This window comes from Pseudomonas fluorescens, from assembly GCF_902497745.1.
GTDB classification, from domain to species: domain Bacteria; phylum Pseudomonadota; class Gammaproteobacteria; order Pseudomonadales; family Pseudomonadaceae; genus Aquipseudomonas; species Aquipseudomonas fluorescens_BM.
Genome location: NZ_CABVHJ010000025.1, coordinates 80,941 through 106,832 on the forward strand (window position 1 = coordinate 80,941; position 25,892 = coordinate 106,832).

General features: G+C 58.8%; 26 protein-coding genes and 1 tRNA gene. 18 read left to right on the forward strand and 9 right to left on the reverse strand.

Annotated features, from left to right (window positions below; genetic code table 11):
* Nucleotides 1-9: 9 nt before the first annotated feature.
* From F8N44_RS27890 to nadA, 18 genes are all read left to right on the forward strand, one after another.
* On the forward strand, nt 10-348 hold the full coding sequence (locus tag F8N44_RS27890; RefSeq protein WP_150652599.1) for a ribbon-helix-helix domain-containing protein: 339 nt from the start codon (nt 10-12) through the stop codon (nt 346-348).
* 131 nt (nt 349-479) lie between these two features.
* The gene (locus tag F8N44_RS27895; RefSeq protein ID WP_085730262.1) at nt 480-701 is read left to right on the forward strand and encodes an FmdB family zinc ribbon protein; all 222 of its coding nucleotides are present in this window, start codon (nt 480-482) and stop codon (nt 699-701) included.
* Between the two features lie 108 nt (nt 702-809).
* Entirely contained in the window at nt 810-2,585 is a 1,776-nt protein-coding gene (gene aspS / locus F8N44_RS27900; RefSeq protein WP_038366634.1) for an aspartate--tRNA ligase, read from the forward strand.
* A gap of 128 nt (nt 2,586-2,713) precedes the next feature.
* Nucleotides 2,714-3,460 (forward strand): YebC/PmpR family DNA-binding transcriptional regulator, encoded by a 747-nt coding sequence (locus tag F8N44_RS27905; RefSeq protein ID WP_007912738.1) that lies wholly within the window; start codon nt 2,714-2,716, stop codon nt 3,458-3,460.
* Nucleotides 3,461-3,618: 158 nt separating this feature from the next.
* Nucleotides 3,619-4,146 (forward strand): crossover junction endodeoxyribonuclease RuvC, encoded by a 528-nt coding sequence (gene ruvC / locus F8N44_RS27910; RefSeq protein ID WP_007962095.1) that lies wholly within the window; start codon nt 3,619-3,621, stop codon nt 4,144-4,146.
* Nucleotides 4,147-4,261: 115 nt separating this feature from the next.
* The gene (gene ruvA, locus F8N44_RS27915; RefSeq protein WP_003227522.1) at nt 4,262-4,870 is read left to right on the forward strand and encodes a Holliday junction branch migration protein RuvA; all 609 of its coding nucleotides are present in this window, start codon (nt 4,262-4,264) and stop codon (nt 4,868-4,870) included.
* Nucleotides 4,871-5,932: a Holliday junction branch migration DNA helicase RuvB gene (ruvB, locus tag F8N44_RS27920; RefSeq protein WP_016983825.1), complete on the forward strand. Its 1,062-nt coding sequence runs from the start codon at nt 4,871-4,873 to the stop codon at nt 5,930-5,932.
* 127 nt (nt 5,933-6,059) lie between these two features.
* Nucleotides 6,060-6,527, forward strand: coding sequence for a tol-pal system-associated acyl-CoA thioesterase (gene ybgC, locus F8N44_RS27925; protein ID WP_150652587.1), 468 nt, complete (start codon nt 6,060-6,062; stop codon nt 6,525-6,527).
* Nucleotides 6,517-7,212 (forward strand): protein TolQ, encoded by a 696-nt coding sequence (gene tolQ / locus F8N44_RS27930; protein ID WP_008080223.1) that lies wholly within the window; start codon nt 6,517-6,519, stop codon nt 7,210-7,212. Before ybgC ends, tolQ begins: the two co-directional genes overlap by 11 nt.
* 23 nt (nt 7,213-7,235) lie before the next feature.
* On the forward strand, nt 7,236-7,688 hold the full coding sequence (gene tolR, locus F8N44_RS27935; RefSeq protein ID WP_161806672.1) for a protein TolR: 453 nt from the start codon (nt 7,236-7,238) through the stop codon (nt 7,686-7,688).
* On the forward strand, nt 7,688-8,770 hold the full coding sequence (gene tolA, locus F8N44_RS27940) for a cell envelope integrity protein TolA (protein ID WP_093430487.1): 1,083 nt from the start codon (nt 7,688-7,690) through the stop codon (nt 8,768-8,770). The genes tolR and tolA overlap by 1 nt, the downstream gene beginning before the upstream one ends.
* A 17-nt stretch (nt 8,771-8,787) precedes the next feature.
* Nucleotides 8,788-10,068 carry a Tol-Pal system beta propeller repeat protein TolB gene (gene tolB / locus F8N44_RS27945; RefSeq protein WP_191630962.1) on the forward strand — a complete coding sequence of 427 codons (1,281 nt, stop codon included), beginning with the start codon at nt 8,788-8,790 and terminating at the stop codon, nt 10,066-10,068.
* A 52-nt stretch (nt 10,069-10,120) separates the two neighbouring features.
* Nucleotides 10,121-10,618 carry a peptidoglycan-associated lipoprotein Pal gene (pal, locus tag F8N44_RS27950; protein WP_003178634.1) on the forward strand — a complete coding sequence of 166 codons (498 nt, stop codon included), beginning with the start codon at nt 10,121-10,123 and terminating at the stop codon, nt 10,616-10,618.
* Nucleotides 10,619-10,624: 6 nt separating this feature from the next.
* The gene (gene ybgF, locus F8N44_RS27955; RefSeq protein WP_016983829.1) at nt 10,625-11,458 is read left to right on the forward strand and encodes a tol-pal system protein YbgF; all 834 of its coding nucleotides are present in this window, start codon (nt 10,625-10,627) and stop codon (nt 11,456-11,458) included.
* Between the two features lie 166 nt (nt 11,459-11,624).
* Nucleotides 11,625-12,272 (forward strand): 7-carboxy-7-deazaguanine synthase QueE, encoded by a 648-nt coding sequence (gene queE / locus F8N44_RS27960; protein ID WP_150652589.1) that lies wholly within the window; start codon nt 11,625-11,627, stop codon nt 12,270-12,272.
* Between the two features lies 1 nt (nt 12,273).
* Nucleotides 12,274-12,966, forward strand: a complete 693-nt coding sequence (gene queC, locus F8N44_RS27965; RefSeq protein WP_150652590.1) for a 7-cyano-7-deazaguanine synthase QueC — start codon at nt 12,274-12,276, stop codon at nt 12,964-12,966.
* Nucleotides 12,967-13,028: 62 nt separating this feature from the next.
* Nucleotides 13,029-13,104 (forward strand) — tRNA-Lys (locus F8N44_RS27970).
* Between the two features lie 272 nt (nt 13,105-13,376).
* Complete coding sequence (gene nadA, locus F8N44_RS27975) at nt 13,377-14,435, forward strand: quinolinate synthase NadA (RefSeq protein WP_003227499.1); 1,059 nt, start codon at nt 13,377-13,379, stop codon at nt 14,433-14,435.
* Nucleotides 14,436-14,570: 135 nt separating this feature from the next.
* On the opposite strand, the gene F8N44_RS27985 is transcribed toward nadA, so the two are convergent.
* The 9 genes from F8N44_RS27985 to arcC all read right to left on the reverse strand — a co-directional run bounded on the left by F8N44_RS27985 (nt 14,571) and on the right by arcC (nt 25,772).
* On the reverse strand, nt 14,571-15,059 hold the full coding sequence (locus F8N44_RS27985) for an RDD family protein (protein ID WP_150652592.1): 489 nt from the start codon (nt 15,057-15,059) through the stop codon (nt 14,571-14,573).
* A gap of 96 nt (nt 15,060-15,155) precedes the next feature.
* Nucleotides 15,156-15,368 carry a cold-shock protein gene (locus tag F8N44_RS27990; protein WP_003227496.1) on the reverse strand — a complete coding sequence of 71 codons (213 nt, stop codon included), beginning with the start codon at nt 15,366-15,368 and terminating at the stop codon, nt 15,156-15,158.
* A 403-nt stretch (nt 15,369-15,771) separates the two neighbouring features.
* Entirely contained in the window at nt 15,772-16,896 is a 1,125-nt protein-coding gene (gene gcvT / locus F8N44_RS27995; protein ID WP_150652593.1) for a glycine cleavage system aminomethyltransferase GcvT, read from the reverse strand.
* A 184-nt stretch (nt 16,897-17,080) separates the two neighbouring features.
* Complete coding sequence (locus F8N44_RS28000; protein WP_150652594.1) at nt 17,081-18,457, reverse strand: L-serine ammonia-lyase; 1,377 nt, start codon at nt 18,455-18,457, stop codon at nt 17,081-17,083.
* A 204-nt stretch (nt 18,458-18,661) separates the two neighbouring features.
* On the reverse strand, nt 18,662-21,514 hold the full coding sequence (gcvP, locus tag F8N44_RS28005; protein WP_150652595.1) for an aminomethyl-transferring glycine dehydrogenase: 2,853 nt from the start codon (nt 21,512-21,514) through the stop codon (nt 18,662-18,664).
* A gap of 11 nt (nt 21,515-21,525) precedes the next feature.
* Entirely contained in the window at nt 21,526-21,909 is a 384-nt protein-coding gene (gene gcvH, locus F8N44_RS28010; protein WP_150652596.1) for a glycine cleavage system protein GcvH, read from the reverse strand.
* A 452-nt stretch (nt 21,910-22,361) separates the two neighbouring features.
* The gene (locus tag F8N44_RS28015) at nt 22,362-23,870 is read right to left on the reverse strand and encodes a sigma-54-dependent transcriptional regulator (protein ID WP_038366608.1); all 1,509 of its coding nucleotides are present in this window, start codon (nt 23,868-23,870) and stop codon (nt 22,362-22,364) included.
* Between the two features lie 547 nt (nt 23,871-24,417).
* A complete protein-coding gene (locus F8N44_RS28020) occupies nt 24,418-24,780 on the reverse strand; it encodes a DUF5064 family protein (protein ID WP_150652597.1) in 363 nt (120 codons plus the stop codon).
* 62 nt (nt 24,781-24,842) lie between these two features.
* On the reverse strand, nt 24,843-25,772 hold the full coding sequence (gene arcC, locus F8N44_RS28025) for a carbamate kinase (protein WP_034153407.1): 930 nt from the start codon (nt 25,770-25,772) through the stop codon (nt 24,843-24,845).
* Nucleotides 25,773-25,892: the final 120 nt, after the last annotated feature.

Genomic DNA, 25,892 nt, shown 5'->3' on the forward strand with positions numbered 1-25,892 from the left:
GTCACCGATATGGTAGAGGGAGACAGGCGGGGCGACAGGATTGTCGGCTTGCCACATGAATTGAAAGTCGATCCGTTCGTCGACGAATTCGACATGGCGCTGGTTCAGCCATCGTCGCGATCCGTGCGTCTGAACGGTTATGCAACCTGCCTGCGGCTTGAGCAGGTTTACTGGAACATCCTCGGCACGATGGCCGCGCAAAATTGCTGTTCGGTCAGCTCGCTGTTGTCTCATGTCGACCGTGAAGTGCATCTGCGGCATGGCGGGGTGAAGAATTTCAGCGCGCTTGTACGGGTGGTGTGCGTCATGAACGGCATCAAGGAAGCTGCATCGACCGAATCGCTCTGAAACGGCGATTGCAAACGAGGTCGCGGCCTGTGCAGTCTTACGGCTGCACAGGCCGCATTTAATCGATATAATCCCGCTCTTTCGCCGCAAAGCCCTGCGCGCGGTGGCAATCTGATCGCCGAGACACCCCCATGCCGATGTACGATTATCAATGTGCTTCCTGTGGTCATCAGTTGGAAGCCATTCAAAAGATCAGCGATGCACCGCTGGTCGACTGCCCTGCCTGCCAGGCACCAGAGCTCAAGAAACAGCTGTCCATGCCGGGTTTTCGCCTGAGCGGCGGCGGCTGGTACGAAACCGACTTCAAGACCGGCGCCAAGAAGAATCTGGCCGGTGGCGACAAATCTGACTAGGGTTCAGGCCCAGGTCGAACGACACGCGTGAGTTTTCCGATGCCGCACCCAGCTTGTGTGCGACGGGATCTCTAACGAATTTCGAATTACGAGAAGCGAACCACTACCATGATGCGCAGCCACTATTGCGGCCAACTGAACGAAAGCCTGGAAGGTCAGGAAATTACCCTTTGCGGATGGGTTCACCGTCGTCGCGACCACGGCGGGGTGATTTTCCTCGATATCCGTGATCGTGACGGTCTCGCCCAAGTGGTATTCGATCCGGATCGCGCCGAGAGCTTCGCCGCTGCCGATCGCGTGCGCAGCGAATACGTCGTGAAGATCACCGGTAAGGTGCGTCTGCGTCCGGCCGGTGCGACCAACGCCAACATGGCGTCGGGCATGATCGAAGTGCTGGGCTACGAACTGGAAGTGCTGAACGAGTCGGAAACTCCGCCGTTCCCGCTGAACGAGTTCTCCGACGTTGGCGAAGAAACCCGCCTGCGCTATCGCTTCCTCGACCTGCGTCGTCCGGAAATGGCCGAGAAGCTGCGTCTGCGTTCGCGCATGACCACCAGCATCCGTCGCTTCCTCGACGAGAACGGCTTCCTCGACGTCGAAACGCCGATCCTGACCCGCGCCACTCCTGAAGGTGCGCGTGACTATCTGGTGCCAAGCCGCACCCACGCCGGTTCGTTCTTCGCTCTGCCGCAATCGCCGCAGCTGTTCAAGCAACTGCTGATGGTTGCCGGTTTCGACCGTTACTACCAGATCGCCAAGTGCTTCCGCGACGAAGACCTGCGCGCTGACCGCCAGCCAGAATTCACCCAGATCGACATCGAGACCAGCTTCCTCGATGAAAAAGAGATCATGGGTCTGACCGAAGAAATGATCCGCAACCTGTTCAAGGAAGTGCTGGGTCTGGAATTCGGCGATTTCCCGCACATGACCTTCGAAGAAGCCATGCGCCGTTACGGCTCCGACAAGCCAGACCTGCGTAACCCGCTGGAACTGGTCGACGTTGCCGATCAACTCAAAGAAGTCGATTTCAAAGTGTTCAGCGGCCCGGCCAACGATCCGAAATGCCGTATCGCCGCACTGCGCGTTCCAGGCGGGGCGAGTATGCCGCGCAAGCAGATCGACGACTACACCAAGTTCGTCGGCATCTACGGTGCCAAGGGCCTGGCGTACATCAAGGTCAACGAGCGTGCTGCCGGTGTTGAAGGTCTGCAATCGCCGATCGTGAAAAACATCCCAGAAGACAAGCTGAACGTGATCCTTGATCGCGTTGGCGCAGTCGATGGCGACATCGTGTTCTTCGGCGCCGACAAGGCCAAGATCGTCAGCGAAGCCTTGGGCGCACTGCGCATCAAGCTCGGTCACGACCTGAAGCTGCTGACCTGCGAGTGGGCACCGATGTGGGTTGTAGACTTCCCGATGTTCGAAGAGAACGACGACGGCAGCTTCTCGGCGCTGCACCACCCGTTCACCGCGCCAAAGTGCACGCCGCAAGAGCTCGAAGCCAACCCGGCTGGCGCTCTGTCCCGTGCGTACGACATGGTGCTGAACGGCACTGAGCTGGGTGGCGGTTCGATCCGTATTCACCGCAAAGAGATGCAACAGTCGGTCTTCCGTCTGTTGGGTATCGATGAAGCGGAACAGGAAGAGAAGTTCGGCTTCCTGCTCGACGCGCTGAAGTACGGTGCACCGCCGCACGGTGGTCTGGCCTTCGGTCTCGACCGTCTGGTGATGCTGATGACCGGCGCCCAGTCGATCCGTGAAGTGATTGCCTTCCCGAAAACCCAGAGTGCTGCCGACGTAATGACGCAAGCGCCGGGTGTGGTGGATGCCAAGGCACTGCGTGAATTGCACATTCGTTTGCGCGAAACGCCAAAGGCTGAGTAAGACGGGCCTGAAGGCGCATCTTCGGATGCGCCTTTTTTCTATCTATAGAGAGCAGGTCGAGATTTTTTGTTTGCTGGCCGCTGCATGTGCAGGGCGGGCAACGTTTCAAAGAGAATTCGGAGCGAGTTATGGCAGGTCATTCCAAGTGGGCGAACATCAAGCACCGCAAAGAACGTCAGGATGCCAAGAGAGGCAAGATCTTCACCAAGTGGATCCGCGAACTGACCGTTGCGGCCCGTCAGGGCGGCGGTGATCCGGGCTCCAACCCGCGTCTGCGTCTGGCGCTGGACAAGGCACTGAGCGCGAACATGAGCCGCGACATCATCGACCGCGCCGTCGCGCGTGGCGCCGGTGCCACCGAAGCGGACAACGTTGAAGAGCTGACCTATGAAGGTTACGGCCCGGGCGGCGTGGCGGTGATGGTCGAGTGCATGACCGACAACCGCAACCGTACCGCAGCCGCTGTGCGTCATGCGTTCAGCAAGTGTGGTGGCAACCTCGGCACCGACGGTTCGGTGGCTTACCTGTTCGAGCGCAAAGGCCAGATCAGCTTCGCACCGGGCGTTGATGAGGACGCACTGACCGAAGCGGCGCTGGAAGCCGATGCCGATGACGTGGTCAGCCACGAAGACGGCTCGATCGATGTGTTCACCTCGTTCACCAGTTTCTATGCGGTGCGTAACGCGCTGGAAGCGGCAGGCTTCAAAGGTGATGACGCAGAAATTGTCATGCAGCCGACCACCAGCGCCGAACTGGATCTGGAAGGGGCGGAGAAGGTGCTCAAGCTGATCGACATGCTTGAGGATCTGGATGACGTGCAGAACGTCTATTCCAATGCGGACATTCCGGAAGACGTGGCCGCTCAGCTCGGTTAAGAGCGACTACGATTCAATGTGGGAGCGAGCCTGCTCGCGAAGGCGGATTTTCAGGCAACATCGTTGCTGATGATGAAACCTCTTTCGCGAGCAGGCTCGCTCCCACATTTGTTATGGGTTGATATGAAAATCGTGCTTTTACCGAATCTGCAGGCGTTATGACTTTAATTCTTGGTATCGACCCCGGTTCGCGCATTACCGGTTACGGGATTGTTCGTGATACCGGGCGTGGCGGCTGCATTTATGTGGCCTCGGGCTGTATTCGCACCGGTGCGGGCGAGCTGCACGAGCGTCTGCAAATCGTCTATCGCGGCGTACGCGAGATTATTCAGACCTACGGACCGGTGACCATGGGCATCGAAAAAGTGTTCATGGCGAAAAACGCCGATTCGGCGTTGAAGCTTGGGCAAGCCCGTGGCGCAGCGATTGTCGCCGGTGCTGAAGAATGCCTGGAGATTGCCGAGTACACGGCCACTCAGGTCAAGCAGGCTGTGGTCGGCACCGGCGCCGCCAATAAAGAACAAGTGCAGATGATGGTCATGCACATGCTCAAGCTCACCAGCAAACCGCAAATCGATGCCTCGGACGCTCTGGCCATTGCCATTTGTCATGCGCACACACGCTCCAGTCTGCTGCCGCACGGTTTGGGAACGGCACGCAGTCGTGGCGGGCGCCTGCGTCTCTGATAGCATCAGCATCAATTTTCCTGAAAGCGGATTTCTTGCGCCTGGGTCGTCGGCCCGAAATCCGCCTTTCGACAGTCGCCAGCCCACGGCTGGCCAACGCTCAAGGATCTGAAACGTGATTGGACGCTTGCGCGGCACCTTGGCTGAGAAACAGCCGCCGCACCTGATTCTGGATGTAAACGGCCTCGGGTATGAGCTGGAAGTGCCCATGACCACCCTTTATCGTCTGCCGTCGGTCGGTGAACCGCTGACCTTGCACACCCATTTGGTCGTACGCGAAGACGCGCAATTACTCTATGGTTTCGCCGGCAAGCGTGAGCGAGACTTTTTTCGCGAGTTGATTCGTCTCAATGGTGTCGGGCCAAAATTGGCCCTGGCGTTGATGTCGAGCCTGGAAGTCGACGAACTGATCCGCTGTGTGCAATCTCAGGACACCTCGGCGTTGACCAAAGTACCGGGTGTCGGCAAGAAAACCGCCGAACGCCTGCTGGTCGAGCTGAAAGACCGCTTCAAGGCCTGGGAAACCTCGCCAGCCATGTTCGCGCTCGTGCCGAATCAGCCGGATGGTCCGGCGCCGGTCAACACCGCCGAGAACGATGCGGTCAGCGCGCTGATTTCCCTGGGCTACAAGCCGCAGGAAGCGAGCAAGGCGATTACCGCCATCAAGGACAAGAATTTGAGCAGTGAAGACCTGATCCGCCGTGCCCTGAAGGGAATGATTTAAGTGATTGAAGCTGATCGTCTGATCGCCGCCGCGCACAGCCCGCGCGAGCGCGAAGAAGTCCAGGACCGCGCGATTCGTCCGGTCAGTCTGGCCGACTATATTGGTCAGCCGACCGTGCGCGAGCAGATGGAACTGTTCATCCAGGCGGCCCGTGGTCGTAGTGAATCCCTTGACCACACGCTGATCTTCGGCCCGCCGGGTCTGGGCAAGACCACGCTGGCCAACATCATTGCCCAGGAAATGGGCGTGTCGATCAAGAGCACATCCGGGCCCGTGCTTGAGCGTCCGGGTGATCTGGCGGCGTTGCTGACCAATCTTGAGCCGCATGATGTGCTGTTCATCGACGAAATCCATCGTTTGTCGCCGATCGTTGAAGAAGTGCTATATCCAGCGATGGAAGACTTTCAGCTCGACATCATGATTGGCGAAGGGCCGGCAGCGCGTTCGATCAAACTTGATCTGCCACCGTTCACCCTGGTGGGCGCAACGACTCGCGCCGGTATGCTGACCAATCCGTTGCGTGACCGCTTCGGTATCGTCCAGCGCCTTGAGTTCTACAGCACGGCCGATCTGGCGACGATCGTCAGTCGTTCGGCGGCCATCCTCGGTTTGCCACTGGATCCGGAAGGTTCTTTCGAAATCGCTCGTCGCGCCCGTGGCACCCCGCGTATTGCCAACCGCCTGCTGCGCCGGGTGCGCGATTTCGCCGAAGTGCGTGCCAAGGGCCATATCACCAAAGCGGTGGCGGATCTGGCGCTGAACCTGCTGGATGTCGACGAACACGGTTTCGATCATCAGGACCGGCGTCTGCTGCTGACCATGATCGAGAAGTTCGATGGCGGCCCGGTCGGTATCGACAGCCTCGCCGCTGCGATCAGTGAAGAACGCCACACCATTGAGGATGTGCTGGAGCCGTATCTGATTCAGCAGGGCTACATCATGCGCACACCGCGGGGCAGGGTGGTGACGCGGCATGCGTACCTGCACTTCGGTTTAAACATTCCGTCACGAATGGGTGAAATGCCCGTGGCAGACGAGTTTCTCGATGCCGTGGACGACTAATACACATTTGTTGTCGATTTATTCAGGGTTTGTACTGTCAGAGGACGGTACTTTTACGGTAAAGCTCTGAAACCATGAAAAACAGTTGCCTGGCCGGATTGGCAACCTGAGGAGTAAGCACTAGAGTATGCGCGCGCAAAACGGGCTTGAGCCGTTCGCACATCGTTGTCGCGTTTATTACGAGGACACCGATGCGGGCGGCATCGTGTATTACGTTAATTACCTCAAGTTTATGGAACGGGCTCGAACCGAGCGGCTTCGCGAGCTGGGCTTTGCCCAATCTGCGCTTGCCGGGGAGGACCTGTTGTTTGTCGTGCACTCCAGCGAAGCGCGCTATCACGCGCCGGCGCGACTGGACGATGAACTGCTGGTAAGCGCTGAAGTAATCGAATTGAACCGTGCCAGCCTGCGCTTCAAACAGCAGGTCAGGCGGGCTACGGATAATGTGCTGCTCTGCGAGGGGCAGTTTTTGGTGGCCTGTGTGCGCACTAACAGTTTGAAACCCCGGGCCCTTCCCGAAGACTTGCGTGCGGCCTTTGCCGACGCGGTCAGCCCGGGTACACACTCAAAGCAGGAGATAAAGCGTGGAAGCTAACGTCGTCGACCATTCCTCCATGTGGAGCCTGGTCAGCAATGCCAGCATCGTGGTGCAGTTGGTAATGTTGACCCTGGTAGCCGCATCGGTGACCTCATGGATCATGATCTTTCAGCGCAGCAATCTGCTGCGTGCCGGTCGACGCGCTCTGGAGAGCTTCGAAGAGCGCTTCTGGTCGGGTATCGACCTGTCCAAGCTGTACCGTCAGGCGGGCAGCAACCCGGATCCGGATTCGGGCGTGGAGCAGATTTTCCGTGCCGGCTTCAAGGAATTCTCCCGTCTGCGTCAGCAGCCAGGCGTCGACCCTGAAGCGGTCATGGAAGGCGTGGCCCGTGCCATGCGCGTCGCCATCTCCCGCGAAGAAGAGAAACTGGAGCAGAGCCTGCCGTTTCTCGCCACTGTCGGTTCGGTCAGCCCGTACATCGGTCTGTTCGGTACCGTGTGGGGCATCATGAACTCCTTCCGCGGTCTGGCCAGCGCCCAGCAAGCAACCCTGGCCACTGTGGCCCCGGGTATCGCTGAAGCCCTGATCGCCACCGCGATCGGTCTGTTCGCCGCGATCCCTGCGGTTATCGCTTACAACCGTTTCGCCGCTCGCAGCGAAACCTTGCTGGGCCGCTACTACACCTTCGCCGATGAATTCCAGGCGATCCTGCACCGCAAAGTGCACACCAGCGAAGAATAAGCAGGTAATTTCCAATGGCTTTAATCGCTCGAGCTCGCAAAAAGCGCAAGCCGGTCGCCGAGATGAACGTGGTGCCCTACATCGACGTGATGTTGGTGCTGCTGGTCATCTTCATGGTGACCGCGCCGATGCTCAATCAGGGCGTGAAAGTTGATCTGCCCAAGGTTTCCAGCGAAGCCTTGCCGCAGGACAACAACACACAGGTCCTGACCATTTCGATCAAGGCTGACAAGACCTATTACTGGAACCTTGGCAGCGAAGTCGATACCGAGAAGCAACAGGACAGGGCCATGACCCTGCCGCAAATGACCGACGCGGTGACCAAGATCATTCGTGCCGGCACTGAAGGCGGCAAGCGTACCCAGGTCTTCATCCGCGGTGACAAGACCGTCGACTACGGTTCCGTCATGGGCGCCATGGGCGGGTTGCAGAAAGCCGGGGTCGGTAATGTTGGTTTGATTACCGAGGCCCCCTGATGCAGCAACAGCGAGAGCCGTCCGCCTCGGAAAGCTACTTCTGGCCTAGTGTTCTGGCAATTGTCCTGCACGTGCTGGTGTTCGGCATGCTGTTCGTCAGTTTTGCCTTTACACCAGAGCTGCCGCCGGCCAAACCGATTGTCCAGGCGACCCTCTACCAACTGAAATCGAAAAGTCAGGCAACCACCCAGACCAATCAGAAGATTGCGGGTGAGGCGAAGAAATCCGCCGCGCGCCAGACCGAAGTCGAGCAGATGGAGCAGAAGAAGGTCGAGCAGGAAGAGATCAAGGCCGCTGCGGAACAAAAGAAAGAAGAAGCGGCTCAAAAAGCCGAGGAAGCCAAGAAGGCCGATGAGTCGAAAAAAGCAGACGAGGCGAAAAAGGCTGACGAAGCCAAAAAAGCCGACGAAGCCAAGAAGACCGCCGAAGCCAAGAAGGCTGAAGAGAAAAAATTGGCTGATATAGCCAAGAAGAAATCTGAAGAAGAAGCGAAAAAGGCTGCTGAAGAAGAGGCCAAGAAAGCCGCTGCTGAAGAAGCCAAGAAGAAGATCGTCGAAGACGCGAAGAAGAAAGCCGCCGAAGACGCCAAGAAGAAAGCTGAAGCTGAAGAGGCGAAGAAGAAAATCGCCGACGAAGCGAAGAAGAAAGCTGCTGCCGATGCTGCGAAGAAGAAAGCGCAGGATGCGGCACGTAAATCGACCGAAGACAAAAAGGCTCAGGCCTTGGCCGATCTGCTTTCCGACACGCCGCAGCGTCAGCAGGCCTTGGCCGATGAGCAGGGTGACGAAGTCGCGGGCAGTTTCGATGACCTGATTCGTGCGCGAGCGGCAGAAGGTTGGGCCCGTCCACCTTCGGCACGCAAAGGCATGACTGTTGTGCTGCAGATCGGCATGTTGCCGGACGGTACGGTGACTTCGGTCAGCGTGGCCAAGTCCAGTGGTGACGGTCCGTTCGATGCGTCGGCAGTCGCGGCAGTGAAGAATATTGGACGTTTGACAGAAATGCAGGGAATGAAGCCGAGCGATTTCGCTCCGTATCGTTCATTCAAGATGACATTCACACCTGAGGATCTAGCCTTGTGAGAAACCTTCTTCGAGGAATGCTGGTCGTGATCTGCTGCATGGCAGGGATCGCGATGGCGGATGAGAAAAACATTCTGGTTACCAGCGGCAGCGATCGGGCTACCCCGATCGCCGTTGTACCGTTCGGCATGCAGGGCGGTGCCGTGCTGCCGGATGACATGGCTGAAATCATTGGTAACGATTTGCGTAACTCGGGCTACTACTCGCCGATTCCAAAGCAAAACATGATCAGCCAGCCAAGCCAGCCGAGCGAAATCATCTTCCGTGACTGGAAGGCGGTGGGTGCTCAATACATGATGGTCGGCAGCATTGCGCCAGCCGGCGGTCGCCTGCAAGTGCAGTGGGCACTGTTCAACGTGGCCACCGAACAGAAAGTGGCAGACGGCAGTGTTTCCGGTACCACCGATCAACTGCGTGACATGGCGCACTTCATCTCTGACCAGTCGTTCCAGAAGCTGACCGGTATTGAAGGTGCGTTCTCGACGCGTCTGCTGTACGTGACGGCTGAGCGCTTCTCCGAGAAGAACACCCGTTACACCCTGCAGCGCTCGGACTATGACGGTGCTCGTGCGGTAACTCTGCTGCAATCGCGTGAGCCGATCCTGTCGCCGCGCTTTGCGCCGGATGGCAAGCGCATTGCCTACGTGTCGTTCGAGCAGAAGCGTCCGCGTATCTTCATGCAGAACATCGACACCGGTCGCCGTGAGCAGATCACCAACTTCGAGGGCCTGAACGGCGCGCCAGCCTGGTCGCCGAACGGTGATCGCCTGGCGTTCGTACTGTCGAAGGACGGTAACCCGGATATCTACGTGATGAATCTGGCTTCGCGCCAGATCACCCGTGTGACCGCAGGTCCTGGCATCAACACCGAACCGTACTGGGGCAAGGATGGTTCGACCATCTACTTCACCTCGGACCGCGGCGGCAAGCCTCAGATCTACAAAACCAGTGCCAGTGGCGGTGGTGCCGAGCGTGTGACGTTTGTAGGTAACTACAACGCCAACCCTAAGCTTTCGGCAGATGAAAAGACTTTGGTGATGATCCATCGTCAGGATGGCTTCACCAATTTCAAGGTGGCAGCTCAGGATCTGCAGCGAGGGAGTGTAAAGATCCTCACTGATAGCACTCTGGACGAGTCACCTACTGTTGCGCCCAACGGCACCATGGTAATCTACGCCACCCGCCAACAGGGCCGGGGAGTCTTGATGCTCGTGTCCATTAATGGACGCGTTAGGCTCCCGCTTCCTACCGCTCAAGGCGAAGTCAGAGAACCGTCCTGGTCCCCTTACCTGAAGTGAGCGGGCGCTACACGTTTTACTTAACACACTGGGGTTCATTAGGAGTTTCACGATGGAAATGCTGAAGTTTGGTAAATTTGCTGCGCTGGCTCTGGCCATGGCTGTAGCTGTAGGTTGCTCGTCCAAAGGCGGCGACAACGCCGGTGAAGGCGCTGTTGATCCAAACGCTGGTTACGGCGCAAACACTGGTGCCGTTGACGGTTCCCTGAGCGAAGAAGCTGCTCTGCGCGCAATCACCACCTTCTACTTCGAATACGACAGCTCGGACCTGAAGCCAGAAGCCATGCGCGCTCTGGACGTTCACGCCAAAGACCTGAAAGCAAACGGCGCTCGCGTTGTTCTGGAAGGCAACACCGACGAACGTGGTACTCGTGAGTACAACATGGCACTGGGCGAGCGTCGTGCGAAAGCCGTTCAGCGCTACCTGGTACTGCAAGGTGTTTCCCCAGCTCAGCTGGAACTGGTTTCCTACGGCGAAGAGCGTCCAGTTGCTACCGGCAACGACGAGCAGTCCTGGGCTCAAAACCGTCGCGTCGAACTGCGTAAGTAATTCGATATGCGAACGTGCCGTCGTGCTGTAACTGTTCTGGCTCTCAGCCTTGCGCCGCTTGCGGCGTGGGCTGCGGTTCCTGTGGTCGATGACAACTCCGGTTATAACAATAGCGGGAGCAGTTATCCGCCTGCAGGTTACGGTACGAACGGCGCCTATGCCGGGGGAGCGGCTTCGGCCCCTGCCTCGGCACAAGGCATGCTGTTCAACCAATTGCAACAGATGCAGGATCAGATTTCTCGCCAGCAAGGCGTGATCGAAGAACTGCAGAATCAGGTTGCGCGCATGAAGCAGGAATCCCTGGAGCGATACCAGGATCTTGATCGGCGCATAGGATCCGGTGCTGCACCTGCCGCGACTCCTGAGAATTCTTCTGCCGGTGGCGATGCAAGTGCTGCTGCCGGTGCTGCCGCTGGCGCCGGGGCTGCTGCCCAAGCACCTGCTGCAAGTAGCGAACCGGGTGATCCGGCCAAGGAAAAGCTGTATTACGATGCCGCTTTCGACCTGATCAAAGCCAAGGATTTCGACAAGGCCAGCCAGGCTTTTGCCGCTTTCCTGCGCAAATACCCGAACAGCCAGTACGCGGGCAACGCCCAGTACTGGTTGGGCGAAGTCAATCTGGCCAAAGGCGATCTGCAAGGTGCAGGTCAGGCTTTCGCCAAGGTTTCGCAGCTGTATCCCAAGCACGCCAAAGTGCCGGATTCGCTGTACAAGCTGGCTGATGTAGAGCGCCGCCTCGGTCATACCGACAAGGTCAAAGGCATTCTGCAGCAGGTGGTGGCCCAATACCCGGGCACGTCCGCCGCTCAGTTGGCGCAACGCGATCTGCAACGCATGTAAGCACGCTTGACCCGTTTGGAAGAAACCCGCGCTTGTCGCGGGTTTTTTCGTTAGAATTCACGCCCTTTTTCTGAAACACGCTTCTTGCGGTCTACGCGTTGGCGGGATTGCCTGAAGTGCCTGACGGAGGCGGACAGCCTGTTTAGCTGTTACGCCCGTGGCGACTATGCAAGACACATTGAGAATCACCGAAGTTTTCTACTCGTTGCAGGGGGAAACGCGGACTGCCGGGCTGCCCACGGTTTTTGTGCGCCTGACCGGTTGCCCACTGCGTTGCCAATACTGCGACAGCGCCTATGCGTTCAGTGGCGGCACTGTGCGCACCCTCGACGATATCCTCGAGCAAGTGGCCGGATTTCGTCCGCGCTATGTCTGTGTCACCGGCGGTGAACCGCTGGCACAGCCGAATGCCATTCCTTTGCTCAGGCAGTTGTGTGACGCCGGTTACGAGGTCTCGCTGGAAACCAGCGGCGCCCTCGATGTCTCGGCTGTCGATCCTCGCGTCAGTCGCGTTGTCGACCTGAAGACGCCGGATTCGAAAGAAGCCCATCGCAACCGTTACGAGAACATCGAACTGCTGACGCCCAACGATCAGGTGAAGTTTGTTATTTGCTCGCGGGACGACTATGACTGGGCCGTCTCCAAACTGATTCAGTACGGTCTCGATCGACGTGCCGGCGAAGTGCTGTTTTCCCCAAGTCACCATGACCTCAATGCCCGCGATCTGGCGGATTGGGTGGTGGCGGACAACCTGCCAGTGCGCTTGCAATTGCAGCTGCATAAATACCTTTGGAATGACGAGCCGGGGCGCTGATATGACCGAACAACTGAACACCACTGAAAAACGTGCGGTCATCCTGCTGTCCGGCGGCCTGGATTCGGCGACCGTTGTAGCCATGGCTCGCGCCGAAGGTTACAGCTGCTACACCATGAGTTTCGATTACGGTCAGCGTTCTCACGCTGAATTGCACGCCGCTGCCCGCGTCGCCCGCGACCTGGGCGTGGTTGAGCACAAAGTCATTGGACTCAACTTGAACGGCATGGGCGGTTCGGCCCTGACCGACAGCAGCATCGATATTCCGGAGGAGTTGGGCGAAGGCATTCCAGTGACGTACGTGCCGGCGCGTAACACGGTATTCCTCTCGCTGGCGCTGGGCTGGGCAGAAGTGCTGGGTGCGCGTGACATCTTTATTGGTGTCAACGCCGTGGACTATTCCGGTTACCCGGATTGCCGTCCGGAGTTCATCGAGTCGTTCGAGCGCATGGCCAATCTGGCGACCAAGGCCGGTGTGGAAGGCAATGGCTTCCGCATCCAGGCGCCGCTGCAGAACCTGAGCAAGGCGCAGATCGTCGAGGCGGGCGTGAAGCTTGGCGTTGATTATGGCCTCACCGTTTCCTGCTATCAGGCCGACGATGACGGCCGCGCGTGCGGTAAATGCGACAGCTGCCGCCTGCGCGCAGAGGGCTTCGCGGCAGCTGGTGTGGACGACCCGACACCTTATTTTTGATTATTTTCAAAAAGGTGTTGAATAGTCCTTAAAAATCAGTATTATACGCGCCACCACACAGCGGGTCGTTAGCTCAGTTGGTAGAGCAGTTGGCTTTTAACCAATTGGTCGTAGGTTCGAATCCCACACGACCCACCATATTTGGCGGTTTAGAAAATCCGGAAGGCCCACGAAAGTGAGGATTTCCGGGTTTTTTTTTTGCCTGCAATTTCGCTATGCGTTATTTCAATACCCGCAGCGCTGACGCAGGTCAGAATCATCTTTTGTATCAACGGGATATTCTGTAGCCTTGCGCAGCTTCAATGCTGTCCGTGCCTGATAATACTCACTCTCCCGGCGGTACCCTCAAGCGGTCCGGAGCCGGGTGTATACTCGACTTTCGCGCGAACGCGCCTGCAGGTCTTGCGAACATGACGCAGATTTCCGAACGCCTTCTGGTTCAAGCCCACCTCGATGCCAAACAGCCCAAACCGCTGACGGCTGAGGAAGAGGCTTATTACCGTTCCGCTATCGCCGCCGAGCTCAAGGCTCAGGACGCGGTGCTGGTGGCCCACTTTTATTGCGACCCGGTGATTCAGGCTCTGGCGGAAGAAACCGGTGGCTGTGTCTCTGACTCCCTGGAAATGGCCCGCTTCGGCAACGCTCACCCGGCCAAAACCGTTGTGGTGGCCGGCGTGAAGTTCATGGGCGAGACCGCGAAGATTCTCAACCCGGAAAAACGCGTGCTGATGCCAACCCTGGACGCGACCTGCTCGCTGGACCTGGGGTGCCCGGTCGACGAGTTCTCGGCGTTCTGCGATCAGCACCCGGAGCGTACGGTGGTGGTCTACGCCAACACTTCAGCCGCTGTGAAGGCTCGGGCTGACTGGGTGGTGACATCGAGTTGTGCGCTGGAAATCGTCGAAAGCCTGATGGACAACGGCGAGACAATCATCTGGGGGCCGGACAAGCACCTCGGTACCTACATCCAGCGCAAGACCGGCGCCGACATGCTGCTCTGGGACGGTGCCTGCATCGTTCACGAAGAGTTCAAGTCCAAGCAGCTCGAGGACATGAAAGCGCTGTATCCGGACGCTGCGATTCTGGTGCACCCGGAATCGCCAACGTCGGTGATCGAGCTGGCGGATGCCGTCGGTTCCACCAGCCAGTTGATCGCTGCCGCGCAGAGCCTGCCGAACAAGACCCTGATCGTGGCTACCGACCGCGGCATCTTCTACAAGATGCAGCAGCTGTGCCCGGACAAGGTCTTCATCGAGGCGCCAACCGCCGGTAACGGCGCCGCCTGCCGCAGTTGCGCGCATTGCCCTTGGATGGCCATGAACACCCTTGAGCGGACGCTGAAGAGCTTGAAGGAAGGCACGAACGAGATCTTTGTCGACCCGGCGTTGATTCCGCAGGCGATTCGGCCGTTGAAGCGCATGCTGGATTTCACCCAGGCTGCGCGTATGAAGCTGGCCGGTAACGCCTAAGCTCTAAAGGCATTACACAAAACCTGTGGGAGCGAGCTAGCTCGCGAAAGCGGTGTATCAGTCACCAATAGAATCGACTGATACGACGCCTTCGCGAGCAAGCTCGCTCCCACAGTAGTTTTTGGTGTCTGGAAGTTATTTGGTCTTCTTCGGGATGCGTACGAGGCGGGTATCCGAATAGATGTCATGCCACGTGCGCTTCTGCTTGTCGTACAGCGACCAGAAGAATCCCAGCCCCACGCACAGCCACGACGCAATCGACACCATAAAGCGCAACAGCGCCTGCCACAGGCTGATCGCGGTGCCATTGGCGTTCTGTACGCGAATGCCCCACACCTGCATGCCCAGTGTCTGCCCGCCATGGGTCCAGAATTTTGCAAAGAACGCGAACAGCACCAACACCAGCACCGTCGAGTAGAGCGGATCACCATCCAGTTGCCCGGCATCGGTCATCACTCGCAGACGCTCTTCGCCGATGATCGCTGCCTGGATCAACTTGTAAACGAATCCGGTGACGATCAGCAGAGCAGTGCACAGCAGAAAGTCATAGAACATCGCAGCCAGACGCCGGCCAAGGCCAACGGCAGGAAAATCGCCCTGTGGGGTGAGCAGGTTTTTCGACATGGCAGCCTCTGGACGCAAAGTGAAGCGCCATTTTACGGATTCGCGCGCACAAAAAAGCCCCTGATATCAATATCAGGGGCTTTTTCGTAACAGAAATCAGGCTTCTGCTTGTACTTCGTCAGCCTGCATGCCTTTCTGGCCCTGCACAGCAACGAAGGTCACTTTCTGGCCTTCTTTCAGGCTTTTGAAGCCGTTGCCCTGAATGGCGCGGAAATGCACGAACAGATCCGGACCGCTTTCTGGAGTGATAAAACCAAAACCTTTCTCGTCGTTAAACCACTTGACGGTACCGCTCTGACGTGTGGACATTTCTTATTTCCTTTGACGCAAAAATTAATGACAGTCTCCTTCTCATGAAAGAGTACTGGGGCTGGTTGCAGGAGAGTAAGAAGACGTCGAACGGGATGTAGCTAACTTGTAGGCTACTGCCCAGGTCACGATTCCAAGCTGACCCATGCAAACACAGTGGACAAACTCTACGCCAACTACGGGAGAAAAAACAAGCCCCTGCGAAGCCCCGGTTTTATTGAGCTTGAGCAAGTTAATCCATTCACTAGTGCGGGCTTAGACGATTCGCTTGTTCAATTGTTTTCGAACGTTATAAGCAAAGTTCATATTCGAATCGATTGTTAGAAAATGCACTTTTTTGTGGCGATTGCGTTACACATTAGTGCACGCATAACGCAATCGCGTTACTTATAGAAACAGTCAATCAACCGCGATAGTAGCGTTGTGGAACAAATGGCATTTTGCTTACAAGCATTTGCACCTTTTTCCCACGGACGATTGCCCAAACCGGTGTATCGATGGCGACATAGCCGCTGTCGAGGTAACCCATTGCCAACGGCCCACCCAGCGTTGGTCCGAAGCCGCCACTGCACACGCTGCCGATGATTTCGCCGGCCTCGTTGACGATTTCTGCGCCTTCACGCACGGGTGTGCGCTCCTGCGGCAGCAGGCCGACGCGTTTGCGCGCGACGCCGTTCTGTTGCTGCGCGAAAACGTTCTCCGCGCCCGGGAAACCGCCGGCCCGTGCGCCATCGGCGCGGCGTGGCTTGGAGATTGCCCACAGCAGGCTAGCTTCGATTGGCGTGGTCTCGGTGTTCATGTCGTGGCCGTACAGGCACAGGCCGGCTTCCAGGCGCAGCGAGTCGCGAGCACCGAGGCCGATCGCCTGAACTTCCGGTTCGGCGAGCAGGGCACGCGCGAGTTTTTCGGCATCTGCAGCTGGAACGGAGATTTCGAAACCGTCTTCACCGGTGTAGCCCGAACGGCTGACAAAGCAATCCAGGCCCAACAACGACACGCGGGCGAACTGCATGAAGGTCATCTTCGCTACTTCCGGTGCCAGACGCGCCAGTACGGTAACGGCGGCCGGACCTTGCAACGCCAACAGGGCGCGCTCTTCGAACAGCGCCGTAATGGTGCACTGATCGCCGATGTGTTTTTGCAGGTGGGCCAGGTCCTGATCCTTACACGCGGCGTTGACCACCAGGAACAATTCGTCATTACCGAGGTTGGCCACCATCAGGTCATCGAGAATGCCGCCGTTGTCGTTGGTGAACATCGCGTAACGCTGCATGCCCACCGGCAGGTCGATGATGTCTACCGGCACCAGGCTTTCCAGGGCTTTGGCGGCATTGGCGCCGGTCAGGCGAATCTGGCCCATGTGCGAGACGTCGAACAGCCCGGCGTGTTCACGGGTGTGTTGATGTTCTTTCATTACGCCGAGCGGGTATTGCACCGGCATGTCGTAGCCGGCGAATGGCACCATGCGGGCGCCGAGTTCGAGGTGCAGAGCGTGCAGCGGGGTTTTCGACAGTTGTTCGGTGGACATGCGTGGCTCCTTGAAAATTTGAGTTGGGGGGTAAGCGGCAAGATCAAGATCAAAAGCCCCTCACCCCAGCCCTCTCCCGGAGGGAGAGGGAGTCAGGTACGTTTCTCTCCCGGAGGGAGAGGGGGCTAATTACGTTTCTCTCCCTGGGGGAGAGGTGGTCAATTTCGTTTGGCTTGGTTCTTGATCAGCATTCGATGATGTTGACCGCCAGACCGCCGCGGGCGGTCTCTTTGTATTTGCTTTTCATGTCGGCGCCGGTCTGGCGCATGGTGCGGATGACTTTGTCGAGGGAGACGAAATGCTGGCCGTCGCCTCTCATGGCCATGCGTACCGCGTTGATGGCTTTCACCGAACCCATCGCATTGCGCTCGATGCACGGCACTTGCACCAGCCCGCCAATCGGGTCGCAGGTCAGGCCGAGGTTATGTTCCATGCCGATTTCTGCGGCGTTTTCGACTTGCTGAACACTGCCGCCGAGCACCTCACACAACGCGCCAGCCGCCATCGAACAAGCGACGCCGACTTCACCCTGACAACCGACTTCGGCTCCGGAGATCGAGGCGTTTTCCTTGTAGAGAATGCCGATGGCTGCAGCGGTCAGCAGAAACCGAACGACGCCGTCGTCATTCGCGCCGGGGATAAAACGCATGTAGTAATGCAGCACTGCTGGAACGATCCCGGCCGCGCCGTTGGTTGGTGCGGTGACCACGCGGCCGCCGTTGGCGTTTTCTTCATTCACCGCCAAGGCGTACAGGTTGACCCAGTCGAGCACCGACAACGGATCGCGCAAGGCCGATTCCGGGTTCTTGCACAATTGTCGATGCAGCACCGCCGCCCGGCGTTTGACCTTCAAGCCGCCGGGCAAAATGCCTTCGTTACGGCAACCGGCAGCGACGCAGTCCTGCATCACCTGCCAGATGTTCAGCAGTCCAGCGCGGGTTTCCGCTTCCGGGCGCCAGGCGCTTTCATTGGTCAGCATCACCTGACTGATCGACAGACCGTAGGTTGCGCAATGACCGAGCAAGTCCTTAGCACTTTTGAATGGAAAGGTCAGCGGTGTGGCGTCTTCAACGATGCGATCGGCGCCGGCTGCGTCTTCATCGACGACAAAACCGCCACCGACCGAGTAGTACTCGCGGCTGCGGACCTGAATCCCCGCCGCATCGAAGGCGCGAAAAATCATCCCGTTGGGGTGATAGGCCAGCGGCTTGCGGATCATCGCCAGGTGTTCTTTCTCGTTGAACACGATGCTGTGTTCGCCGAGCAGATTCAGTCGGCCGTTCCCGCGAATTTCTTGCAGGCGCGCGGCGACGGTTTCGGTATCAACGGTGTCCGGGTGTTCGCCTTCCAGGCCGAGCAGCACGGCTTTGTCGCTGCCGTGACCTTTACCGGTTGCGCCGAGGGAGCCGTAGAGTTCGACGCGAACGCTGGCGGTGGCCGTTAGCAGGTTTTCACGGCGTAAACCTTCGGCGAAGCGCGCAGCAGCACGCATCGGGCCGACGGTGTGGGAACTGGAGGGGCCGATGCCAATCTTGAACAGGTCGAACACGCTTAACGACATGAGTGGTTCTCCGGTTTCTTGTTATAGGAATTGGCGGTATATCAGGCTGGTTACATCCCCCCTGTGGGAGCGAGCTTGCTCGCGAAGGCGGAGTGTCAGTCACCCTCTATGTTGGCTGACCTACCGCATTCGCGAGCAAGCTCGCTCCCACAGGGATTCGTGGTGTTCTGGAGAAAGAGGCAGGTATTCCTGCCCCTCATTCCTTTAAGCGTAGCTTTCGATCGACGGGCAGGCGCACACCAGGTTGCGATCACCGAAGACGTTGTCGACGCGACCGACCGGTGGCCAGTATTTGCCTTCGATCAGCGACGCTACCGGGTAAACGGCCTGCTCGCGGCTGTACGGATGAGTCCACTCGCCAACCAGTTCCGCTGCAGTGTGCGGAGCGTTTTTCAGCGGGTTGTCGTCCTTGTCCAGCGTGCCGTTTTCCACCGCGCGGATTTCTTCGCGGATGCGGATCATGGCGTCGCAGAAGCGGTCTAGTTCTTCCTTGGATTCGCTTTCGGTCGGCTCGATCATCAGCGTGCCGGCGACCGGGAACGACATGGTTGGCGCGTGGAAGCCGAAGTCGATCAGGCGCTTGGCGACGTCATCAACGCTGATGCCGCTACTGTCTTTCAGCGGACGCAGATCAAGGATGCACTCGTGTGCCACCAGACCGTTGCTGCCGGTGTACAGCACTGGGTAGTGCTCTTCGAGACGACGGGAAATGTAGTTGGCATTGAGGATCGCCAACTGCGAAGCGCGCTTCAGACCGGCGCCGCCCATCATGCGAATGTACATCCAGGTGATCGGCAGAATGCTCGCGCTGCCGAACGGTGCTGCGCAAACCGCGCCTTCCTTGCGTTCCATCTGGCCGTGGCCGGGCAGGAACGGGGTCAGGTGCGACTTGACGCCAATCGGGCCAACACCCGGGCCGCCACCGCCGTGCGGGATGCAGAAGGTTTTGTGCAGGTTCAGGTGCGAGACGTCGCCGCCGAACTTGCCCGGTGCGCAGAGGCCAACCATCGCGTTCATGTTGGCGCCGTCGATGTACACCTGGCCGCCGTTGTCATGAATGATCCCGCAGATTTCGCGGATGCCTTCTTCGAACACGCCGTGGGTCGACGGGTAAGTGATCATGAGCGCGGCGAGGTGTTCGCGGTGCTCGATGGCTTTGGCACGCAGGTCTTCGATGTCGACGTTGCCGCGCGCATCGCAGGCAGTCACGACCACGCGCATGCCAGCCATGTTGGCGGTGGCCGGGTTGGTGCCGTGGGCGGACGACGGGATCAGGCAGATGTCGCGACGCTCATCGCCACGGCTCTGGTGATAGGCGCGGATCGCCAAGAGGCCTGCGTATTCACCTTGCGAACCGGCGTTCGGTTGCAGCGAGATCGCGTCGTAACCAGTGGCGGCACAAAGCATCGCTTCCAGCTCATCGGTCAGTTGCTGGTAACCGGCGCTCTGTGCGGCTGGGGCGAACGGGTGCAGCGCACCGAATTCAGCCCAGGTCACCGGGATCATTTCGCTGGCAGCGTTGAGTTTCATGGTGCACGAGCCCAGCGGGATCATGGTGCGATCCAGTGCCAGATCCTTGTCGGCCAGTTTGCGCAGGTAGCGCATCAGCTCGGTTTCCGAGTGATAACGGTTGAACACCGGGTGGCTGAGGATTGGCGACTGGCGTACCAGCGAAGCAGGGATAGTGCTTTGAACCGAAGCGGCGAGGGCGGCGAAGTCCGGCAGGGTCTTGCCGTCGGCGAACAGGCTCCACAGGGTTTCGATATCTGCCTGGGTGGTGGTTTCGTCAACCGACAATCCCAGACGCTGAGCGTCGATCACGCGCAGGTTGATCTGCGCAGCGTGCGCCTTGTCGTGCAGCGCGGCGGTTTGCGCGCCGGTGGCCACTGTGAGGGTGTCGAAGAAGTTCGCTTGTTCGACGTTATCGCCCAGCGCGGTCAGGCCCTTGGCCAGAATCGCGGTCAGGTGATGCACGCGGTTGGCGATCTGCGTCAGGCCTTTCGGGCCATGGTAAACGGCGTACATGCTGGCGATGTTGGCCAGCAGCACCTGCGCGGTGCAGATGTTCGACGTGGCCTTCTCGCGACGGATGTGTTGTTCGCGGGTCTGCATCGCCAGACGCAGGGCCGGCTTGCCGAAACGGTCAACCGAAACGCCGACCAGACGGCCCGGCATGTCGCGCTTGAACGCATCTTTGGTGGAGAAGTAAGCCGCGTGCGGGCCACCGAAGCCCAGCGGCACGCCGAAGCGTTGTGCCGAACCGATGGCGACGTCGGCGCCGAACTCGCCCGGGGCGGTCAACAGCGTCAGGGCGAGCAGGTCAGCGGCCACGGCCACCAGTGCGTTGGCGGCGTGGAAGCGTTCGGTCAGTTCGCGGTAGTCGAACACATCACCGTTGCTCGCCGGGTATTGCAGCAGCGCGCCGAAGAACGGCGTCACGTCAGTCAGTTCACGCTCATCGCCCACGACCACTTCAATGCCCAGCGGCTCGGCACGGGTGCGCAGCACGTCGAGGGTTTGCGGGTGGCTGTGGATCGAGGCGAAGAATTGGTGGCTGCCCTTGTTCTTGCTCAGGCGTTTGCAGAAGGTCATGGCTTCGGCAGCAGCGGTGGCTTCGTCGAGCAGGGAGGCGTTGGCGATCGGTAGGCCGGTGAGGTCGCTGATCATGGTCTGGAAGTTCAGCAGCGCTTCGAGACGACCCTGGGAAATTTCTGGCTGGTACGGGGTGTAAGCGGTGTACCAGGCCGGGTTTTCCAGCAGGTTACGCAGGATCGGCGACGGCGTGTGGCAGTTGTAGTAGCCCTGGCCGATGTAGGTCTTGAACAGCTGATTCTTGCCGGCGATGGATTTGATCATCGCCAGTGCATCGGCTTCGCTCAAACCGTCGTCCAGGCCGAGCACGCTGGTGCCCTTGATGCTTTCCGGGATGACGCTGGCGCTCAGCGCTTCGAGGGAATCGAAGCCGAGGCTGTTGAGCATGGCTTGCTCGTCACCGGCGCGCGGGCCGATGTGACGGGCGATGAATTCGTTGGCGGTGCCAAGGTTTACTTGAGTCATGTCGGTGTTCCTCAGGCTTCGGCTTGGGCTTTGATCAGACGGTCGTACGCGTCCTGATCGAGCAGTTTGCCGACAGCGGCGGCGTCGCTTGGCTGGAAGCGGAAGAACCAGCCTTCGCCCAGCGGATCTTCGTTGACCAGCTCCGGGCTGTCTTCCAGTGCCGGGTTGATCGCCAGTACTTCACCGTCCAGAGGCATGTACACGCCGCTGGCGGCTTTTACCGATTCCACGGTGGCGGCTTCGGCGCCTTTTTCGTAAGCCTGCAGCTCAGGCAGTTGCACGAACACCACGTCGCCCAGGGCGTTCTGCGCGAAAGCGGTGATGCCGACAGTAACGCTGCCGTCAGCTTCGGTGCGCAGCCATTCGTGATCTTCAGTGAAACGCAACTCGCTCATGGAAACTCCTCAGGGGCCAGACTCGTCTGGTGGACGCGGTGGAATAGTCGGGCGCGAAGGCCCTTATTTATGAGGGATTGATTAGCAAGAACGCGGCCAATGTTGATTTATCTATATAAATCAAAAAGTTATATGTTTGGATGAGATGGCTTGAATTGGAGTGTGTAGCGAAATCGCTACAGGCTGGAGCGAGGAGAAAAGCTGAACGGGATCAAAGCCTTGCACAGCGGTGATCGGAGGCGCGTGTAGCGATATCGTTCCGCTGTAGCGCTTTCAGTACAGGTGGAGGTCGTTTTTGAACGGATTTCGAATCCACCCTCTAACCCCTGTGGGAGCGAGCCTGCTCGCGAAGAGGGTGTGTCAGTCACCAATGATTCTGCTGATATACCGCTTTCGCGAGCAGGCTCGCTCCCACAGTGGGGGTATTTCCCACAGGAGGATTCGTGGTGGGTTCAGGGTTTGTTGGGGATGCCGTATTTGCGCAGGCGATGGGCGATCGCGGTGTGCGAAGTTTGCAGGCGGCTGGCCAGTTGGCGGGTCGAGGGGTAGCTGACGTAGAGTTTTTCCAGCAGCGTTTTTTCGAAGGACTCGACCGCTTGTTCGAGGCTGTCGACATCGCTGTCGGTTTGCCGTGCGACCGAGGTGCCGGCAATGTCGAGGTCGCCGATATCCACCAGGCTGCTCTCGCAAATCGCCGCCGCGCGGAAGATCACGTTCTGCAATTGCCGCACGTTACCCGGCCAGCGGTTGCCGAGCAGCGCTGGGTATGTCCCCGGCGCGAGGCGGCAAACCGGGCGCTGGATCTGCGCACAAGCCTGCTGCATGAAATAGCGCGCTAACAACAGAATGTCCTGCCCGCGCTCACGCAGCGGCGGCACTTCAACGTTGAGCACGTTGAGGCGATAGAACAGGTCTTCGCGGAACAAGCCTTCGCTGACCATTTTTTCCAGATCGCGGTGAGTCGCGCTGAGGATGCGCACGTTCACCTTCACTTCGCGATCACCGCCGACGCGGCGGAAGCTGCCGTCGTTCAAAAAGCGCAGCAGTTTGGCCTGCAAGTACGGCGACATTTCGCCGATTTCATCGAGAAACACCGTGCCCTGGTTGGCCAGTTCCATCAGCCCCGGTTTGCCACCGCGCGCCGCACCGGTGAAGGCACCGGGGGCGTAGCCGAACAGTTCGCTTTCGGCGAGGTTTTCCGGCAGCGCGGCGCAGTTCAGGGCGAGGAAAGGTGCACTGTGGCGAGTGCTGATCGCGTGGCAGGCGCGGGCGACCAGTTCTTTACCGGTGCCGGTTTCGCCTTGAATCAACAGCGGTGCATCAAGAGCGGCGACTCTTTGTGCGCGTGCCTTGAGAGTGCGGATTGCCGGGGATTCACCGAGCAGCGCGTCAAAGCCTTCGGCATGGTCGTGGTGCAGTGCCGAGAGTTGTTCGCCGATGCGGTTCGGTTGATACAAGGTCAATAGCGCGCCAGCGTCGGTGATCGGCGTGGCGTCGAGCAGCAGGGTCTGGCCGTTGACGGTGATTTCGCGCAGCGGCAAACGGAAGCCGTGTTCGAGCAAGGTGTCGAGCAGGGCCGGATCGTTGAACAGTTCAGAGACACTTTCACCGGCGGGTTCGCGACCGTACAACGCGATCAACGCCGGGTTGGCCAGCAGCACCTTGCCGGCACTGTCGAGGGCGAGCACCGGGTCGGTCATCGCCGCGAGCAGTGCATCAAGCTGCAAATGCCGACGCTGGCCCGGGAGGATGTCGACCACTGTCACCGCTTCCACGCCGAGCACGCGAAACAGCGCATCTTTCAGTTCTTCGAGCACTTGCGGGCTGAGGGTCGGCGCGTCGATGTAGACGTTCGGCGGGATCATCTCCACCGCATCCAGATTGAGATTGCGCCCACCGAGGATAGCCAGGACTTCCTGGGTGATGCCGACGCGGTCGATGAAGCTGACGTGGATACGCATGGGGCGGTTCAGTGATCTGCAGAGCGGAGGGTGGCAAGTATGCCTTGGGCTTGGAGAGAGGTGAAAGCAAAAGCACCCTCACCCCAGCCCTCTCCCGGAGGGAGAGGGGGCTGACCGAGGTGTCTGGCGCTACACGTCGACCTGAAAAATCGAGTCGATTATGGATTCAGTGATGCAGGATCAGGTAGGCGTAATACTGCAATATCTCCCAATCATTCCCCTCAACCCAGCCCTCTCCCGGAGGTAGAGGGGGCTGACCGAGGTGTCTGGCGCTACACGTCGACCTGAAATATCGAGTCGATTATGGATTCAGTGATGCAGGATCAGGTAGGCGTAATACTGCAATATCTCCCAATCAGTCCCCTCACCCCAGCCCTCTCCCGGAGGGAGAGGGCTGGGGTGAGGTGTCTGAGGTTTGACATCGACCTGAAAGAACCAGTCGATTATGGATTCGGTAGAGCTGGATCAAGTCGGCGTAACTCTGAAGCATCCCCCAATCAGTCCCCTCTCCCTTTGGGAGAGGGCTAGGGTGAGGGGCTTTTGCGGGTTACTCAAAATGCTCAGGATTGACCGGATCCCCGGATTGCATATTCAACTTCTGCCGAATGTCTTCAAACATCAGGTCGTAATGTTTGTGCACCGAACCGATCTGGCTGTGAGCCTTGGGAATCCCGTATTTTTCGGCGATCCGCGTCACGTCGCGGGCGAAGTTGTAGGCCTCTTCCTTGGGCAGGAAAAACGTTTCCTTCATGTCCTTGCCCTGCATGCTGCCATGCAGCGTGAACTGTATCCCTTTGCCTTTGTGCGGATCGGTGAACACTTCATAGTCAAGGTGCACGTTGTAACTGACGTCATCCGGCGTCAACGCGTGCCGCTCAATATGCAGATGACCGGGTTCAAACTGGGCCATGGTTTTCTCCTTTCAAGGCATGGGAGAAGGGCAGGCCTCGGGCCTGCCCCCGGAGTTTCTGATTATCGGTAAGTGATGCCCGGCTTCGCCGTGGTTACTCGAGTACCGGCAGTACCCTGGACAATCGCTTCGATATCCGCCAGCGAACCGATCACCGCGACCTTGCCAGTATGGCGCGCAAATTCGCAGGCTGCCTGCACCTTAGGCCCCATCGAGCCGGCGGCGAAACCGAGGCGTTCGAGTTCGTCCGGGTGCGCTTCGGCAATGGCTTTCTGCGTCGGTTTACCGTAGTCGATGAACGCCGCGTTGACGTCCGTGGCAATCACCAGCAGATCGGCTTCCAGTTGCTCGGCGAGCAGCGACGAGCACAGGTCCTTGTCGATCACTGCCTCGATACCTTTGAGATTACGGTTCTCGTCGTACATGGTCGGAATCCCGCCGCCACCGGCGCAGATCACGATGCTGCCCTTGTCCAGCAGCCATTTGATCGGGCGGATTTCGAAGATGCGTTTTGGCCGTGGGCTGGCGACCACACGGCGGAACTTGTCGCCATCCGGAGCAATCGCCCAGCCTTTTTCAGCAGCGAGTTTTTCCGCTTCGGCCTTGTCGTAGACGGGGCCGATCGGCTTGGTCGGGTTCTGGAAGGCCGGATCCTTGGCGTCGACTTCAACCTGGGTGAGCAGGGTGGCGAACGGCACTTCGAAGTCGAGCAGATTGCCCAGTTCCTGTTCGATGATGTAGCCGATCATGCCTTCGGTTTCGGCACCGAGCACGTCCAGCGGGTAAGGGGTGACGGAGGTGTAGGCCGCCGCTTGCAACGACAGCAGGCCGACTTGCGGGCCATTGCCGTGGGCGATGACCAGTTGGTTGCCGGGATGGATCTTGGCGATTTGCTCGGTGGCGATGCGGATGTTGGCGCGCTGATTGTCAGCGGTCATCGGTTCACCACGGCGGAGCAGGGCGTTACCGCCCAGAGCTACGACGATACGCATGGTGCATGTCCTTCTAATCAGAGGAGAGGCAAACAACTCGATCTTCCTGTCGGAACCGGGATCCCCTGTGGGAGCGAGCCTGCTCGCGAAGGCGTCAGATCAGTCGACATCTCTGTTGAA